Below are 15,078 nucleotides of genomic sequence, written 5' to 3' on the forward strand. Positions count from 1 at the left end.
GCGGTCAGCCCAGCGCCTGCTCCAGATCGGCGAGCAGGTCGTCGACCGTCTCGATGCCGACAGACAGTCGCACGAGATCGCCGGGAACTTCAAGCGGCGAGCCGGCGGCACTTGCGTGTGTCATCCGGCCCGGGTGCTCGATCAGGGATTCCACCCCGCCGAGCGACTCGGCGAGGACGAACAGCCGGGCCCGGTTGCAGACCTGTACGGCGTGCTCCTCACCGCCGACGGCCCGGAAGGAGATCATCCCGCCGAACCGGCGCATCTGCTTGGCGGCCACCTCGTGCCCGGGGTGCGACGGCAGGCCCGGGTAGATGACCTGGGCGACCTTCGGGTGCCCGTCGAGGAAGGCGGCGATCCGCTCGGCGTTGTCGCAGTGCCGGTCCATCCGTACCCCGAGGGTCTTGATGCCGCGCAGGGTGAGCCAGGCGTCGAACGGGCCGTTGATCGCGCCCATCGCGTTCTGGTGGTAGCGCAGCTCGTCGCCGAGGGTCGGATCGGCGACGACCAACGCGCCACCGACCACGTCGGAGTGCCCGCCGACGTACTTGGTGGTGGAGTGCACCACCACGTCCGCGCCGTGCGCGAGCGGCTGCTGCAGGTACGGCGAGGCGAACGTGTTGTCGACCGCCAGCAGCGCCCCGGCCTCGTGCGCGACCCCGGCCAGGGCGGCGATGTCGGCGATGCCGAGCAGCGGGTTCGTCGGCGTCTCCACCCAGACGATCTTCGTCTCGGGGCGGATCGCCGCCCGGACCGCGTCGACGTCGGAGACCTTCGCCGGGGTGTACGTGAGCCCCCACCGCTCGGCGACCCGGGCGAACAGCCGGTAGGTGCCGCCGTACGCGTCGTCGGGGATCACCACGTGGTCGCCGGGCGAGCAGACCGTCCGCAGCAGGGTGTCCTCGGCGGCCAGGCCGCTGGCGAAGGCGAGCCCGACCCGGCCCCCCTCCAGCGCGGCCAGGCACTCCTGGAGGGCGTCGCGGGTGGGGTTGCCGGAGCGGCTGTACTCGTAGCCCTGCCGGGGTGCGCCGACGGCGTCCTGGGCGTACGTGCTGGTCTGGTAGATCGGGGGGATCACCGCGCCGGTGCGGGCCTCCGGGTCCTGGCCGGCGTGGATGGCGAGCGTCTCGAAGCCGTGACTCATCCCGCAGACGTTAGTCCGCCGCACCCACCGGTCGACCGGAACCCGTCCCGGCCCACCCCGCACCTGCGCCCCGGTGCGTGGTGGATGGGCGCGCGGGACCTTAGGCTGCGCGGGTGAGCGGGTGCGTGTTCTGTCAGATCGTGGCCGGGGAGGTGCCGGCGTTCCGGGTGGCCGACGAGCCGGACGGGGTGGCGTTCCTGGACACCCGCCCCGTGTTCAAGGGGCACGTGCTGGTGGTGCCGCGCACCCACCTGGTCACCCTGACCGACCTGCCGGCGGCCGATCTGCCCGGCTACTTCGGGCTGGTGCAGCGCCTGGCGGCGGCCGTGGAATCCGGTCTGGGGGCCGGTGGGACGTTCGTGGCGATGAACAACCGGGTGTCCCAGTCGGTGCCGCACCTGCACACCCACGTGGTGCCGAGGACCAGGGGCGACGGCCTGCGCGGCTTCTTCTGGCCGCGTACCCGCTACGCCGACGACGCCGAGGCGACCTCCTACGCCGGGCGGGTCGCCGCCGCCCTGGCCTGAGCCCCGCCGGCATTCGGCGGGGCCCGGAGGCGAGAGCCGGGGCGCAGCGGGTAAGGAAGCCGGGCCCGCCGGTGTTGCATGCGGGGAGAGGTACGAGAGGAGTTCCACCGTGTTCCTTCGCCGCATGAAGGCCGAGATGATCAGCCCCGACCAGGCCCTGCCCGGCCGTCCGATCGCGATGCCGATCGGGGACCGGCACGAGGTGCTGCCGTCGTCGCTGAAGGGCCCGTTCCCCGAGGGCTCCCGGGTCGCCGTGTTCGGCATGGGCTGCTTCTGGGGTGCCGAGCGGCTGTTCTGGACCCTGCCGGGGGTGCTCACCACCTCGGCCGGTTACGCGGGCGGCTACACCGCCAACCCGACGTACGAGGAGGTGTGTTCGGGGATGACCGGGCACGCCGAGGTGGTCCAGGTGGTCTACGACCCCGCCGTGATCAGCTACGAGGACCTGCTCAAGGTGTTCTGGGAGAACCACGACCCGACCCAGGGCATGCGCCAGGGCAACGATGTCGGCAGCCAGTACCGCTCGACGATCTACACCACCAGCGACGAGCAGTTGGCCACCGCGCAGGCGTCCCGGGACGCGTTCGCGCCGATCGTGGCGCGGGCCGGCAAGGGTGAGATCACCACCGAGATCGCCCCGCTGGGCGACTACTTCTTCGCCGAGGACTACCACCAGCAGTATCTGGCCCCGACGAAGAACCCGAACGGCTACTGCAACCACGGCCCCAATGGCATGACTTGTCCGGTTGGTGTCGCCAAGACGGCCTAGAACCGCAGGCCACCGGGCTTACGGCCCGGTGGCCTGCGCTGCCGCCGACCTTCAAGATCTGCACAGACTTCACGCCAGTGACTGCCTATACTTCGAGCATGACTGTCGTGCCGTTCACCGACGCCCGCAACCGCCTCTCGGAACTCATCGACGAGGTGACCTCGACCCACGAGCGGATAGAGATCACCAGGCACGGCCATGCCGCCGCTGTGCTCATCTCCGCCGACGACCTCGCCGCCCTGGAAGAGACCCTGGAGGTTCTCTCCAGCGCCGAGGCCATGCGGCAACTTGCCGAATCCAAGGCCGCCGTCGAAGCCGGTGACGTCCTCGACGCCGACGAACTCGCAGCGCTGATGGCAAAGCGATCGAAGCAGGCGAGGTGACCGGCCCGGACCCCGGCCGCTACCGACTTCAGGTCACCGGCCCGGCCGCACGCGCCATGGCCGGACGGCTGCCAGAGAAGATCTCCGCGGCCGTCTACGAGTTCATCACCAACGCCCTCCTCGACAACCCGCACCGCGTCGGCAAACGACTGCTTCTGCCGCCGTTCGAGGGGACCTGGTCGGCCAGGCGCGGCACGTACCGCGTCCTCTACGAGATCGACGAGGACGACCGCGTCGTGACCGTGACGGCAGTCGAACACCGCGCCGACGCTTACCGGTCACGTTGATTGGAAGGCGGGAATCAGTAGTACATCGTCCGCCAGGGATCTAGAACCCGAACGGCTACTGCAACCACGGACCGAACGGGCTGAGCTGCCCGGTCGGGGTGGCCCGTACCGCCGGCTGAGCGACCCGGACACCGAGACCGGCCGTCGGGCGACCTCGCCCGGCGGCCGTTTTTCGGGCCTGCGGTGTTTGTCACATCCCGGGCCCGGGGCGAATCGGGCACCGGCAGCGCCCCGGGCAGGAACGTCGGCCCACGCGGGGCCGTCACGGTGAGTGGCGCACATCCTAGCAATCCCGTAACACGGTCGACATCGGCTCAACAGGCGAAGTGCAACAACCTCTGGCAGCATTGGCTGGCATGTGCGGACTTGCGGGAGAGTTCCGCCGTGACGGTTCCCGGGCCGACGTGTCGGCGGTGGAACGCATGGCGGCCACGATGAGTGACCGGGGGCCCGACGACAGCGGAGTGTGGTCACAGGGGGCCGTCGCCCTCGGACACCGCCGCCTCAAGATCATCGACCTCTCCGCCGCCAGCGGGCAACCGATCGTCGACCCGGCCGCCGGGCTCACCGGAGTGTTCAACGGCTGCATCTACAACTACCGCGAGCTGCGCGAGGAGTTGCAGGCCCTGGGACACCGCTTCTTCTCCTCCGGCGACAGCGAGGTCGTGGTCAAGGCGTACGCCGAGTGGGGGCTCGACTTCGTCGACCACCTGATCGGCATGTTCGCCGTCGCGATCACCGAACGGGACACCGGCCGGCTGGTGCTGGCCCGCGACCGGCTCGGCATCAAGCCGCTCTACCTGGCCGAGACGCCGGGCGTGGTGCGGTTCGCCAGCACCCTGCCCGCCCTGCTGGCCGGCGGCGGGATCGACACCGGCATCGACCCGGTGGCGCTGGCCCACTACCTCAGCTTCCACAGCATCGTGCCGCCGCCGCGCACCATCCTGCGCGGCGTCGCCAAGCTCCCGCCGGCCACCGTGCGGGTCTACGAGCCGGACGGCCGTACCTCCGAGCGGGTCTACTGGGACCCGTCGTTCACCCGGGACGCGTCGCGCGCCGACTGGTCGGAACGCGACTGGCAGGATGCCCTGCTGGAGTCGCTGACCACCGCGGTACGCCGCCGGATGGTCGCCGACGTGCCGGTGGGTGTGCTGCTCTCCGGCGGCCTGGACTCCAGCCTGGTGGTGGCGCTGCTGGCCGGCGAGGGGCAGACCCGCTCCGGGCTGTCCACCTTCTCCATCGGCTTCGACGCGGTCGGCGGGCGCGAGGGCGACGAGTTCGTCTACTCCGACCTGGTGGCGCAGACCTTCGGCACCGACCACCACCAGCTCAAGGTGGCCGCCGGTGACCTGGTGCCGCCGCTGGAGGCGGCGGTGGCCGCGATGAGCGAGCCGATGGTCAGCCACGACTGTGTCGCGTTCTACCTGCTCAGCCAGGAGGTTTCCCAGCACGTCAAGGTGGTCCAGTCCGGCCAGGGCGCGGACGAGATCCTCGGCGGCTACCACTGGTACCCGCCACTGGCCGGCATCGACCGGGAGCAGGCCCTCGACTCGTACGCCAAGGCGTTCTTCGACCGGGACGCGGCCGGGCTGGCCCGGGTGCTCAACCCGGCGTGGCTGGCCGACGGCGACCCGGCCCGCGAGTTCGTCGCCGCCCACCTGGGCCGGGCCGGGGCGCAGACCGCCGTCGACGCCGGCCTGCGGATCGACACCCAGGTCATGCTCACCGACGACCCGGTGAAGCGGGTCGACAACATGACCATGGCGCACGGCCTGGAGGCCCGGGTGCCGTTCCTCGACCACGAGTTCGTGGAGCTGGCGGCGAGCTGCCCGCCCGAGCTGAAGCTGGCCCAGGGCGGCAAGGGAGTGCTCAAGGAGATCGGCCGCCGGGTCCTGCCGCACGAGGTGATCGACCGCCCCAAGGGCTACTTCCCGGTGCCCGGCCTGACCCACCTGGAGGGCAAGCTCCTCGACCGGGTCCGCGACGCGCTCACCGCGCCGCAGGCCCGCCGCCGCGACCTGTTCCGTGCCGACTACGTCACTGCGCTGCTCGCCGACCCGAACGCCGAACTGACCCCGTTGAACGGAAACAAACTGTGGCAACTGGGACTTCTGGAAATGTGGCTCCAGAGCCACGGAATCGACTGACCGTGAACGAGACCCTCGCGACCGGCACGGCCCGTACCGACCGGGAGCGGGTGCTCGGCCGCCGCCGGGAACGCATCGGCCCCGGCGGTGACCCGGTCGCGCCGGGCACCGCCCCGGAACCGCGCCGGGAGCCGGCCGGGCCGTCGGACGTGGTCCTGGACTGCGGCTGGGGGCGGCTGGTGTTCGGCCAGACCTTCCACGAGCAGGTCGCGGTGGCCCAGGTGCTGCGCTCCGAGGCGGCCGGCGCCCGGGACATCTGCATCTACCTGCGCGACCCGCACGTGCTGGTGTCCCGGCTGCCCGACGAGCTGTTCATCGACCCGTCGCTGACCTACCGGCTGCCGCTGGGTGAGCGCCGCCCGGAGGCCACCGGGCGGATGGAGATCCCGGGGCTGGTCGTCCGGCCGCTGCGGGACGCCGACGACGCGGACGCGGTGAACCGGATCTACGCCCGCAACGGCATGGTCACCGCGCCGGTGGAGGTGCTCGTCGACAACGCCGGCACCGACCGGTTCCTGCACCTGGTGGCCGAGGCGAGCACCGGGGAGATCGTCGGCACCATCACCGGCGTCGACCACGTGGCGGTCTTCGGCGACCGGGAGAACGGCGCGAGCCTGTGGTGCCTGACCGTGGACTTCAACACCGCCCCGCCCGGCACCGGTCAGGCCCTGCTCACCGAGCTGGCCGACCGGCTCGACGAGCGGGGTCGCGCGTTCGTCGACCTGTCGGTGCTGGCCGAGAACTCCGGCGCGATCCGGCTCTACGAGCGGTTGGGCTTCCACCGCACCGGGACGCTCTGTGTCAAACGGAAGAACCCGATCAACGAACGGCTGTTCCTGCCGTCCGCCCCGGCGGGCTACGACGAGCTGAATCCGTACGCGAAGATCGTCGCCGACGAGGCGATGCGACGCGGCATCCGGGTGGAGGTCACCGACGCGCACTGGGGTGAGCTGCGGCTGACCAACGGCGGCCGGACGATCGTCACCCGCGAGTCGCTGTCCGAGCTGACCTCGGCGGTGGCGATGAGCCGCTGCGACGACAAGCGGGTCACCCGGCGCATCCTCACCGAGGCGGGCCTGTCGGTGCCGCGCGGCCGGACCGCCACCGGCGAACCCGACGACCTGGCCTTCCTCACCGACGTCGGCCCGGTGGTGGTCAAGCCGGCCCGGGGGGAGCAGGGCAACGGCATCACCGTCGGGGTACGCACCGCCGAGGCGCTGGCCGCCGCCGTCGAGCTGGCCCGCCGGTTCTGCCCCGACGTGCTGATCGAGGAGCTGCGCGCGGGCGAGGACCTGCGGGTGATCGTGATCGACCACGAGGTGGTGGCCGCCGCCGTACGCCGACCGGCGCAGATCATCGGCGACGGCGTGCACGACGTCACCGAGCTGATCGAGCGGCAGAGCCGGCGGCGGGCCGCCGCCACCGGTGGCGAGTCCCGCATCCCCATCGACGAGATGACCCGCGAGGTGGTGGCCGAGGCCGGGCACCGGATGCACGACGTGCTGCCCGAGGGGCAGGTGTTGGCGGTGCGCCGGACGGCGAACCTCCACACCGGTGGCACAATCCACGACGTGACGGCCGAACTGCACCCGGCGATCGCCACTGCCTGCGTGGCGGCGAGCCGGGCCCTGGACATCCCGGTGACCGGGCTGGACCTGCTGGTCCCCGCCCCCGACCAGCCCGAGCACGTGTTCATCGAGGCGAACGAGCGGCCGGGGCTGGCCAACCACGAGCCCCAGCCGACCGCCGAGCGCTTCGTGGACCTGCTCTTCCCGGGCACCCGGGCCCCGCAGCGCCTCTGGAGCCCGGCCGGGCCCGGAGGGGTCGCGTGAGCCTCAAGCCCCTCGACATCGATCTGGACTACCTCCGCCAGGTGCTGGTGGAACTGCTGGACATCCCCAGCCCGTCGGGGCGTACCGACCACGTGCAGCAGTACGTGGGGGAACGCCTCTCCGCGCTGGGCATCCCGTCCACGCTGACCCGGCGGGGGGCGCTCAGCGCCTGCCTGCCCGGCCCCCGGCAGACGGGTGCCGACCGGGCGATCGTGGTGCACACCGACACCATCGGCGGGATGGTCAAGCGGCTGAAGGAGAACGGCCGGCTGGAGCTGAAGACCATCGGCACCCACTCGGCCCGGTTCGCCGAGGGTGCCCACGTACGGATCTTCACCGACGACCTGGACCGGGTGGTCACCGGACAGGTGCTGCCGTTGAAGGCCAGCGGGCACCGCTACAACGACGACGTCGACCTGCAGGGCGTCGGCTGGGAACACGTCGAGGTCCGGGTCGACGAGCCGGTCGAGGACATCGCCGGCCTGCGGGCGCTGGGCATCGACGCGGGCGACTTCGTGGCGTTCCTGCCCAACCCGATGGTCACCCCGTCCGGCTACGTGAAGTCCCGGCACCTGGACGACAAGGCCGGGGTGGCGGCGGTGCTCACCGCGTTCAAGGCGGTGGTGGACGCCGGCATCACCCCCACCGTCACCGCCCACCTGCTGGTCACGGTGACCGAGGAGATCGGCCACGGGGCCAGCCACGGCCTGGACCCGGACGTCGCCGAGATCGTCTCGGTGGACGCGGCGGTGGTCGCGCCGGGCCAGCAGTCCCGGGAGAACGCGGCGACCCTGGCGATGGGCGACGGGGTCGGCCCGTTCGACTACCACCTGACCCGCAACCTGGCCACCATCGCCCGGGAACACGGGGTGGACCTGGTCCGCGACGTCTTCGACTACTACCGCTCGGACGTGGCGGCGGCGGTCGAGGCGGGCGCGCACGCCCGGGTGGCGCTGCTCGGTTTCGGGGTGGACGCCACCCACGGTCACGAGCGCACCCATCTCGACGGGCTGCGTCACCTGACCCAGTTGCTCTGCCTCTATCTCCAGAGCGACCTGGTCTTCCCCGAATGGGACGCCGAGCCGGAGGGCGACCTGGCCGACTTCCCGTCGCTGGCGGTGCAGCCGGCGGGCGGGGACGGCCCCCGTGAGGGCCCGATCGGCATCGACTGACCGGTCGGTGGCCGCACCGCCGGGCACCGCTGAACGGCGGGCACGACGTCGCGCGTCGTGCCCGCCGCCCACCGGCCGCCCCGGCCCCTCACCGTGGCGTCGGTCCTTACGGTCGGGTCACCGGTTGCGGCGTTCCGCCGCGTCGAGCAGGGCGATCAGCGCCTCGGTCACCCGCAGCACCGCGTCCCGGGCGGCCGGGTCGGTGATCCGCTGCCGCGCCCGGTCGGCCAACTGCCCCAGCAGTTCACCGGCGCGGGCCGCGTTGCCGGCGGTGCCGGCCTGCTCGGCCCGTTGGAGCCGGTCGGTCAGCCGGGCCGCCACGTACTCGGTGATCCGGCCGGCGGCGACGTGCTCGGTGATGAGGTCACGCAGGTCGGAGTACCAGGCGGGATCGCGGGTGAACGACGCGGGCAGGTGGCCGGCGTCGGCGGCGGCGAGGGTGGCCGCGACGCTGGCGTCCACGTACGTTCCGACGGTCGGGTAGCGGGCGGCGAGTTGCGCGTCGGTCAACGGCACCGAGCTGCCGTCGAGGAAGCAGAAGCCGGGCCCGGTGTTGCTGCCGCTGTTGACCCGCAGCGGCACCTCATGCTGGGCGAGCCGGATGCCGCCGAGGGCGAGTCCCAGCTCGTCGCGGGCGACGGCCGGCGGGGTCGTGGTGGTCGTCCGGATCGGCGGGGCGCCCGGCGGGGCGACCCCCTGGGCGACCCAGGCGACGGTGTGGTCGTAGACGGCGTTCTGCACCATGTGCTGCGGGACCCGCGACAGCGAGGGCAGCGTGCAGGTCTGCGGTTCGCCCGGGTAGCCACCCGGGTAGCTGCCGATGTCCCGCTTGCGCAGCGGCCCGTAGTCGGTGATCAGTTTCCAGTCGCCGTGCGACGCTCCGGCGACCTCCCAGGAGCGCAGGACGGGCGAGTCGGCCTGGGCGCGGGCCGCCGCGGGCAGGATGCCGCTGGCCACGTCCCCCTCGGAGTTGATCCGGAACACCGGCGTCGTCAGGTCGGTGCGCAGCACCCCGCCGCCACCGTGCAGGACGACCGCGTCGAGCACGTTCGCCGACTGCTGGACCCCGTTGTAGTAGTTGGCGAGGCGACCGGCCGACTGCGAGTGGCCGGTGGCGATCACGTACTGCGGGGCGGGCAGCTTGCCCAGCGGGTCGACGCCGGTCGGGTTGCGGACCGCCTTCACCGCCTGACTGAAGATGTCGTACGAGAGGCTGTCGTCGGTGACGGTGCCGCCCACGGTGACGTCGAGCGGGCCGTACCGGGTGGGGCTCCACGCCTTGAGTCCGGTGGCCGAGTGCAGCCCGGCCCGCTGGGCGGAGACCCCGACCCAGGCGTACCCGGAGCGGATCAGGTGCTCGTGCGACTGGAACCAGTCGACCTCCTGGTCCCACTGGTTGCTGACGTTGTTCCACTCGGCGATGACGACGCCGTTGAACTTCTTGGTGTTGGCCGGCCGGCGGACCACCAGCCGGGTGCCGTACGGCTGGTCGGTGGCGATGGTGGTCGCGTTCTGGGTGCCCTGCACGGCGTACCGGGTGGCGGTGCCGAAGAGGAAGAACTCCTCCTCGACGTAGCCGGCGGCGGCCAGGTTGACGTCGGTGGCGAGGAACGGGTAGCCGTGGCCGGGGTCGCCGACCGGGGTGGTCCGGGCGATCGGCCCGGCGACCACCGGGTTCGCCACGGTTGCGCCGGTGGCGGTGGACGGCCGGGTGGTGGCCGGCGCGGCGGCGCCCGCCTCGGGGACCGGGCCGGCGGCGACGGCCAGCGCGCCGACCAGTCCGAGGGTCAGGGATCGTCGGGTGTTCCTGCGGGTGGTGGACGAAACGGGCACGGTTCACCTCACGGGGGAGCGACCGAGGGGACGACTCGGGCGGGCAGCGGCGGGAGGTGGCCACTGTGGGGCAGACAGTAATGCTCACTTCAGGCGAAAGATAGGCCAGATGAGCACGAACTTTCACTTGACCCGACAAAAGTCCGCCCGGTCGACCGGCCGGCCGGGGGAGGCCCCCCGGCCGCAGGATCGCGCGAAAAATCACTACCGGCACCCGGGGCGCAGTGGGTAGCGTGGCGGTACACGGGAAAGGAGGTGGTCCAGACTTGTATAGCAATCGGACTCGTGAGGTGGCTGTCCGCTAGCCGCTGTCCTCGACAGTGAACGACCAAGCACGATCGTCGAGACCGTGTGGCAGCGGTGCGGCGAATCCACGACAGCCACCCGACCCCCGGGGTGCCGACCCAGTCCAGTCGGCCCGTGCGCGAGCACGGAAGCCCCGGGGGTCGCTTCGTCTCCGGGAGGAGGCCGGCGGTGTCCATGCGTGAGCTGACGGTGCTCGGCACGGCCAGCCAGACCCCCACCCGGCTGCGCAACCACAACGGCTACGTGCTGCGCTGGGACGACGAGGTGATCCTCTTCGACCCCGGCGAGGGCAGCCAGCGCCAACTCCTGCACACCGGGATCACCGCCACCGACCTCACCCGGATCTGCGTCACCCACTTCCACGGCGACCACTGCCTCGGCCTGCCCGGCACCATCCAGCGGCTCTCCCTGGACCGGGTGCCGCACCCGGTGGCGGTGCACTTCCCCGCCGGTGGCGCGGAATACTTCGCCCGGCTGCGGCACGCCAGCTCGTTCCACGAGACCGCCGAGCTGGCCGTCGAGCCGGTCACCGCCGACGGGCAGCGGATCACCCTGGGCGTCGGCACGCTGGAGGCCCGCCGGCTACGGCACCCGATCGAGACGTACGGCTACCGGCTGGTCGAGCCGGACGGCTGCCGGATGCTGCCGGAGCGGCTGTCCGCGTACGGCATCGGTGGGCCGGCGGTCGGGGAGCTGCTGCGCGTCGGGCACCTGGACGTCGGCGGACGCCGCGTCACCCGGGACGAGGTGAGCGTCGTCCGGCCGGGGCAGCGGTTCGCCTTCGTGATGGACACCGGCCTCTGCGACGGGGTGTACGCCCTCGCCGAACACGCCGACCTGCTGGTCATCGAGTCGACGTTCCTGGCGTCGGAGGCCGCGCTCGCCGCCGAGGTCGGCCACCTGACCGCCGGCCAGGCCGCCCGGGTCGCCACCGAGTCGGGGGTACGCACCCTGGTGCTCACCCACTTCTCCCAGCGGTACGCCGATCCGCGCCGCTTCCACGACGAGGCCCGCGAACACTTCACCGGGGAACTGGTGATCGCCGAGGACCTGACCACCGTGCCGGTCCCGCCCCGGCGGGTAGCCTCGGCCGGGTGACCGTCATGCTCCGTCCCGCCGTCGCCGACGACCTGGTGCCGGTGGGTGCCCTGCACCAGCGGTCCCGGGTCGCGGCGTACTCGTCGTTCCTGCCGCCTGCGGCGCTGGCCGACCCGACGCCCGAGGCGATGGGGGCGTACTGGGTGCAGCGGTGGACGTGGGAGCGCGACGAGCACCTGATGACCGTGGCCGAGCGGGACGGCCGGCTGGTCGGGTTCAGCTACCTCGGCCCGGACGACGAGGGCGACCCGGCGACCGGGCTGCTCAACGCCATCCACCTCGACCCGGCCGAACGGGGCCGGGGCACCGGCCGGGCGTTGATGGTGGACGCGCTGGACACCATGCGGGCCCGGGGCTGGCGTCGCGGGGTGCTGTGGGTGCTGGAACGCAACCTCGCGGCCCGGCACTTCTACGAGCGCGGCGGCTGGCAGTCGACCGGCGACCGCCGGGAGGAGCGGATCGGGCGCACCCCCACCGCGCAGCTCCGTTACGCCCGGCAGTTACCGGGCTGCTGACCGTCAGGTGCCGTCCCGGTCCGCGTCGACCGAGAAGTTGATCACCGAGAGGTAGCCGTCGCCGTCCTCGACGACCTTCATCAGCATCGTCTCGGCGTAGATGTTGTCGTTGTCGTTGAACGTGTCCCGCCCGGTGTGCGCGGCGTACGGCGCGGCGGCGTACACCTTGCTGTTGAGGGCCTCGTCGAACATCATCTGGGTGGTGAGCACCCGGTTGTCGCCGACGTGCACCATCGCGTGGATGTGCGTGGTGCGGCCCCGGTACCAGCCCGGCCAGATGGTGGTGAACTCGACGATCCCGTCGGCGTTGGTGACCTGCGCGCCGCGCAGGTAGCGCTTGTCGTCGGTCGGCGTCAGGTCCGCCGTCGACCCCTCGGCACCGCCACCCGGGGCCGTGCCACCCCCGGGCGGGTTGCCGGTGGGCGGGTTGCCATCGGGTGCGCCGCTGGGCGGGGTACCGCCGGGCGCGCCGCTGGGCGGGGTGCCACCGGACGGCGCGCCACCGCCGGACGTGCCGGACGACTGGGCCTCGGCCCCGGAGTAAAGGCCCGCCGCGTCACAGTGCCAGATCTCCACGACCGCGTCGGCCAGCGGCCCGCACTGCTCGCTGTCCTGGACCCGGATCGCCACCCGCAGCCGGGTGCCCGCCCGGTCCTCCCGGATGTCGCTGCGGATCTTGTCGGCGTCGAAGTAGTACGGGCCCTGGGTGGTGCTCGCGGTCAACGTGCAGGTGTTCGCCGTGCCGAACAGCGCGGCCAGGTCGGCCGACGTGCTGGCGGTCGCCTGCGGGGACACGGTCTGGCCGGTCGACGTGGTGACCGTGCCGCCGTCCCGGCCACAGGCCGCGAGCAGACCCGCCAACCCGATCGAGCCGACTCCGGCGATCAACCGGCGGCGGCTGACCCGCTGCCCCTCGTGGTGGTCCAGGTCGTGGCGCATGTCGTTCCTCCCGTGGGTCGGTGCCTCTCGGCTGACCCCGACGGTAGGCAGGCTGCACGGACGCCCTCTGTGCCGCTCCTGTCCCCCTGCTGTGAATGGTCGCCCCGGACACGCCGCGGGGCCCCTCCCACCGGAAGGGGCCCCGCAGGTGATGTCGGGTCAGTGCGCGCCGAGGTGGGCGAGCAGGTCCTGCCGGGTCAGCACGCCCTTGGGCTTGCCGTCGACCAGCACCAGCGCCGCGTCGGACTTCTCCAGCAGGGCCACCGCCTCGCTCACCGGCTGACCGCCACCGATCATCGGCAACGGGTCGGCCATGTGCCGCTCGATGGTGTCGTGCAGGTGCGCCTGGCCGGTGAACAGGGCGTCCAGCAGATCCCGTTCGGCGATCGAACCGGCCACCTCGCCGGTCACCACCGGCGGCTCGGCCTTGAGCACCGGGAGCTGGGAGACGCCGTACTCGCGCATGTAGTCGATGGCGTCGCGGACCGTCTCGGTCGGGTGCACGTGCACCAGCTCGGGCAGGCCGCCCGGCTTGCCCGCCAGCGCGTCGGCGACCGTCGGCTCGGTGCCCGAGTGGTCGAGGAAGCCGTACCGGGCCATCCACCGGTCGTTGAAGATCTTGGACAGGTAGCCCTTGCCGCTGTCCGGCAGCAGCACCACGACCACGTCGTCCGGGCCGGCGGCGCGGGCCACCTCCAGCGCCGCCACCACGGCCATCCCGCAGGAGCCGCCGACCAGCAGACCCTCCTCCCGGGCCAGCCGCCGGGTCATCTCGAAGGACGCCTTGTCCGAGACCTCGACGATCTCGTCGGCGATCCCCCGGTCGTACGTCTCGGGCCAGAAGTCCTCACCGACCCCCTCGACCAGGTACGGCCGGCCGGTGCCGCCGGAGTAGACCGACCCCTCCGGGTCCGCTCCGATCACCTTCACCCGCCCCTCGGACGCCTCCTTGAGGTAGCGGCCGATGCCGGAGATGGTGCCGCCGGTGCCGACCCCGGCCACGAAGTGGGTGAGCCCGCCCCCGGTCTGCTTCCACAGCTCCGGCCCGGTCGTCTCGTAGTGCGAACGCGGGTTGGCCGGGTTGCTGTACTGGTCGGGCTTCCACGCGCCGGGGATCTCCCGGGCCAGCCGGTCGGAGACGTTGTAGTACGACCGGGGGTCCTCCGGGGCGACGGCGGTCGGGCAGACCACCACCTCGGCCCCGTACGCCCGCAGCACGTCCTGCTTGTCCTGGCTGACCTTGTCGGGGCAGACGAAGACGCAGTGGTAGCCCTTGAGCTGGGCCACCAGGGCCAGCCCGACCCCGGTGTTGCCGCTGGTCGGCTCGACGATCGTGCCGCCGGGCCGGAGGATCCCGGCGGCCTCGGCGTCCTCGACCATCCGCAGGGCGATCCGGTCCTTCACCGAGCCGCCCGGGTTGAGGTACTCCACCTTGGCCAGCACGGTCGCCCGGATGCCCGCGGTGACGTTGCGCAGCCGCACCAGCGGGGTGTTACCGATCAGGTCGACGACGTTGTCGTAGTACTGCACCTCGTTGTGCCCTTCGTTGCGGCGCCGGGGACGGCGGCCTGGCAGACGGTCCTTCGTCGCTCAGCGTACGTGCCCTCAGAGGGTCACATGACCGGGGATGACGGAGGCCCGACGGGCCTCCCACTCCAGGAAGCGCTCGGTCTCCGACAGCACGCTGCCGGCCAGCCAGGTGACCATGACCGCGTCGTCCACCAGGCCGAGCACGGTGAGGAACAGCTCCGGCACCAGGTCGACCGGCGACACGACGTAGACCGTCGCGGCCGTCATCATCGCCAGCCGGAGGCCGCCGTCGTACTCGCCCTTGGCAGTGGCCCGGATCATCCGGGGCAGCGCCGCCAGCCGGGTGCCCAGCGACGGACCACCCCGGGCACCGGCCGCCAGCGACCGGGCCAGCGCCGTGAAGGCCGCGGTGCGCTTCAATGTCCTACCCATCTCATCCAGCCCCTCTCCACCGACCAGCGTGACTGGCCCGTGCAAGCCGTCGCGACCTGCGGCGCGACGCCCGCGGGTGCCGTCGCCACCGGATCAGGTACCCAGAACCGTCGCCGCCCAGCCCCGAAAACCGGCCGTCCCGACGGAGGCGGGGTGACGCTGCG

The 15,078-nt window shown here is 72.2% G+C and carries 14 protein-coding genes and 1 pseudogene; 10 read left to right on the forward strand and 5 right to left on the reverse strand.

Annotated features, from left to right (window positions below; translation table 11 throughout):
• Nucleotides 1-4 precede the first annotated feature (4 nt).
• Nucleotides 5-1,144, reverse strand: coding sequence for a cystathionine gamma-synthase (locus ACN260_RS24880; RefSeq protein WP_422753302.1), 1,140 nt, complete (start codon nucleotides 1,142-1,144; stop codon nucleotides 5-7).
• A gap of 113 nt (nucleotides 1,145-1,257) precedes the next feature.
• On the opposite strand from ACN260_RS24880, the gene ACN260_RS24885 reads away from it, so the two are divergent.
• The 8 genes and pseudogenes from ACN260_RS24885 to ACN260_RS24920 all read left to right on the forward strand — a co-directional run bounded on the left by ACN260_RS24885 (nucleotide 1,258) and on the right by ACN260_RS24920 (nucleotide 8,261).
• Nucleotides 1,258-1,671, forward strand: a complete 414-nt coding sequence (locus tag ACN260_RS24885; RefSeq protein ID WP_422753303.1) for an HIT family protein — start codon at nucleotides 1,258-1,260, stop codon at nucleotides 1,669-1,671.
• 109 nt (nucleotides 1,672-1,780) lie between these two features.
• Entirely contained in the window at nucleotides 1,781-2,440 is a 660-nt protein-coding gene (gene msrA / locus ACN260_RS24890; protein WP_422753304.1) for a peptide-methionine (S)-S-oxide reductase MsrA, read from the forward strand.
• Nucleotides 2,441-2,538: 98 nt separating this feature from the next.
• Nucleotides 2,539-2,823: a type II toxin-antitoxin system Phd/YefM family antitoxin gene (locus ACN260_RS24895; protein ID WP_422753305.1), complete on the forward strand. Its 285-nt coding sequence runs from the start codon at nucleotides 2,539-2,541 to the stop codon at nucleotides 2,821-2,823.
• The gene (locus ACN260_RS24900; RefSeq protein ID WP_422753306.1) at nucleotides 2,820-3,110 is read left to right on the forward strand and encodes a type II toxin-antitoxin system RelE family toxin; all 291 of its coding nucleotides are present in this window, start codon (nucleotides 2,820-2,822) and stop codon (nucleotides 3,108-3,110) included. Before ACN260_RS24895 ends, ACN260_RS24900 begins: the two co-directional genes overlap by 4 nt.
• A gap of 44 nt (nucleotides 3,111-3,154) precedes the next feature.
• Nucleotides 3,155-3,229, forward strand: a pseudogene (locus tag ACN260_RS24905) (peptide-methionine (S)-S-oxide reductase); the annotation flags it as partial.
• 237 nt (nucleotides 3,230-3,466) lie between these two features.
• Complete coding sequence (locus tag ACN260_RS24910) at nucleotides 3,467-5,257, forward strand: N-acetylglutaminylglutamine amidotransferase (RefSeq protein ID WP_422753307.1); 1,791 nt, start codon at nucleotides 3,467-3,469, stop codon at nucleotides 5,255-5,257.
• 2 nt (nucleotides 5,258-5,259) lie between these two features.
• A complete protein-coding gene (ngg, locus tag ACN260_RS24915) occupies nucleotides 5,260-7,089 on the forward strand; it encodes an N-acetylglutaminylglutamine synthetase (protein WP_422753308.1) in 1,830 nt (609 codons plus the stop codon).
• Nucleotides 7,086-8,261, forward strand: coding sequence for an osmoprotectant NAGGN system M42 family peptidase (locus ACN260_RS24920; protein WP_363654202.1), 1,176 nt, complete (start codon nucleotides 7,086-7,088; stop codon nucleotides 8,259-8,261). The genes ngg and ACN260_RS24920 overlap by 4 nt, the downstream gene beginning before the upstream one ends.
• A 117-nt stretch (nucleotides 8,262-8,378) precedes the next feature.
• Here ACN260_RS24920 and ACN260_RS24925 read toward each other — a convergent pair whose 3' ends face one another.
• A complete protein-coding gene (locus tag ACN260_RS24925; RefSeq protein WP_422753309.1) occupies nucleotides 8,379-10,094 on the reverse strand; it encodes an alpha/beta hydrolase domain-containing protein in 1,716 nt (571 codons plus the stop codon).
• Nucleotides 10,095-10,568: 474 nt separating this feature from the next.
• Between ACN260_RS24925 and ACN260_RS24930 the strand changes: the two genes are divergently transcribed.
• Together ACN260_RS24930 and ACN260_RS24935 are read left to right on the forward strand one after the other, a co-directional pair.
• Nucleotides 10,569-11,498, forward strand: a complete 930-nt coding sequence (locus ACN260_RS24930) for a ribonuclease Z (RefSeq protein ID WP_422753310.1) — start codon at nucleotides 10,569-10,571, stop codon at nucleotides 11,496-11,498.
• Nucleotides 11,495-12,013: a GNAT family N-acetyltransferase gene (locus ACN260_RS24935; RefSeq protein ID WP_422753311.1), complete on the forward strand. Its 519-nt coding sequence runs from the start codon at nucleotides 11,495-11,497 to the stop codon at nucleotides 12,011-12,013. Before ACN260_RS24930 ends, ACN260_RS24935 begins: the two co-directional genes overlap by 4 nt.
• Before the next feature lie 3 nt (nucleotides 12,014-12,016).
• On the opposite strand, the gene ACN260_RS24940 is transcribed toward ACN260_RS24935, so the two are convergent.
• From ACN260_RS24940 to ACN260_RS24950, 3 genes are all read right to left on the reverse strand, one after another.
• A complete protein-coding gene (locus ACN260_RS24940; protein WP_422753312.1) occupies nucleotides 12,017-12,952 on the reverse strand; it encodes a hypothetical protein in 936 nt (311 codons plus the stop codon).
• A gap of 159 nt (nucleotides 12,953-13,111) precedes the next feature.
• Nucleotides 13,112-14,482, reverse strand: a complete 1,371-nt coding sequence (locus ACN260_RS24945) for a cystathionine beta-synthase (RefSeq protein ID WP_422753313.1) — start codon at nucleotides 14,480-14,482, stop codon at nucleotides 13,112-13,114.
• Between the two features lie 75 nt (nucleotides 14,483-14,557).
• Nucleotides 14,558-14,914: a YkvA family protein gene (locus tag ACN260_RS24950; RefSeq protein WP_422753314.1), complete on the reverse strand. Its 357-nt coding sequence runs from the start codon at nucleotides 14,912-14,914 to the stop codon at nucleotides 14,558-14,560.
• Nucleotides 14,915-15,078: the final 164 nt, after the last annotated feature.

Source organism: Micromonospora sp. WMMD708, assembly GCF_049315245.1.
GTDB classification, from domain to species: Bacteria; Actinomycetota; Actinomycetes; order Mycobacteriales; family Micromonosporaceae; genus Micromonospora; species Micromonospora wenchangensis.

Excerpts from the sequence above, each read along its gene's own strand:
- ACN260_RS24895 (WP_422753305.1), top strand. The coding sequence starts at position 2,539 with ATGACTGTCGTGCCGTTCACCGACGCCCGCAACCGCCTCTCGGAACTC.
- ACN260_RS24910 (WP_422753307.1), top strand. The coding sequence starts at position 3,467 with ATGTGCGGACTTGCGGGAGAGTTCCGCCGTGACGGTTCCCGGGCCGAC.
- ACN260_RS24950 (WP_422753314.1), bottom strand. The coding sequence starts at position 14,914 with ATGGGTAGGACATTGAAGCGCACCGCGGCCTTCACGGCGCTGGCCCGG.
- ACN260_RS24880 (WP_422753302.1), bottom strand. The coding sequence starts at position 1,144 with ATGAGTCACGGCTTCGAGACGCTCGCCATCCACGCCGGCCAGGACCCG.
- ACN260_RS24940 (WP_422753312.1), bottom strand. The coding sequence starts at position 12,952 with ATGCGCCACGACCTGGACCACCACGAGGGGCAGCGGGTCAGCCGCCGC.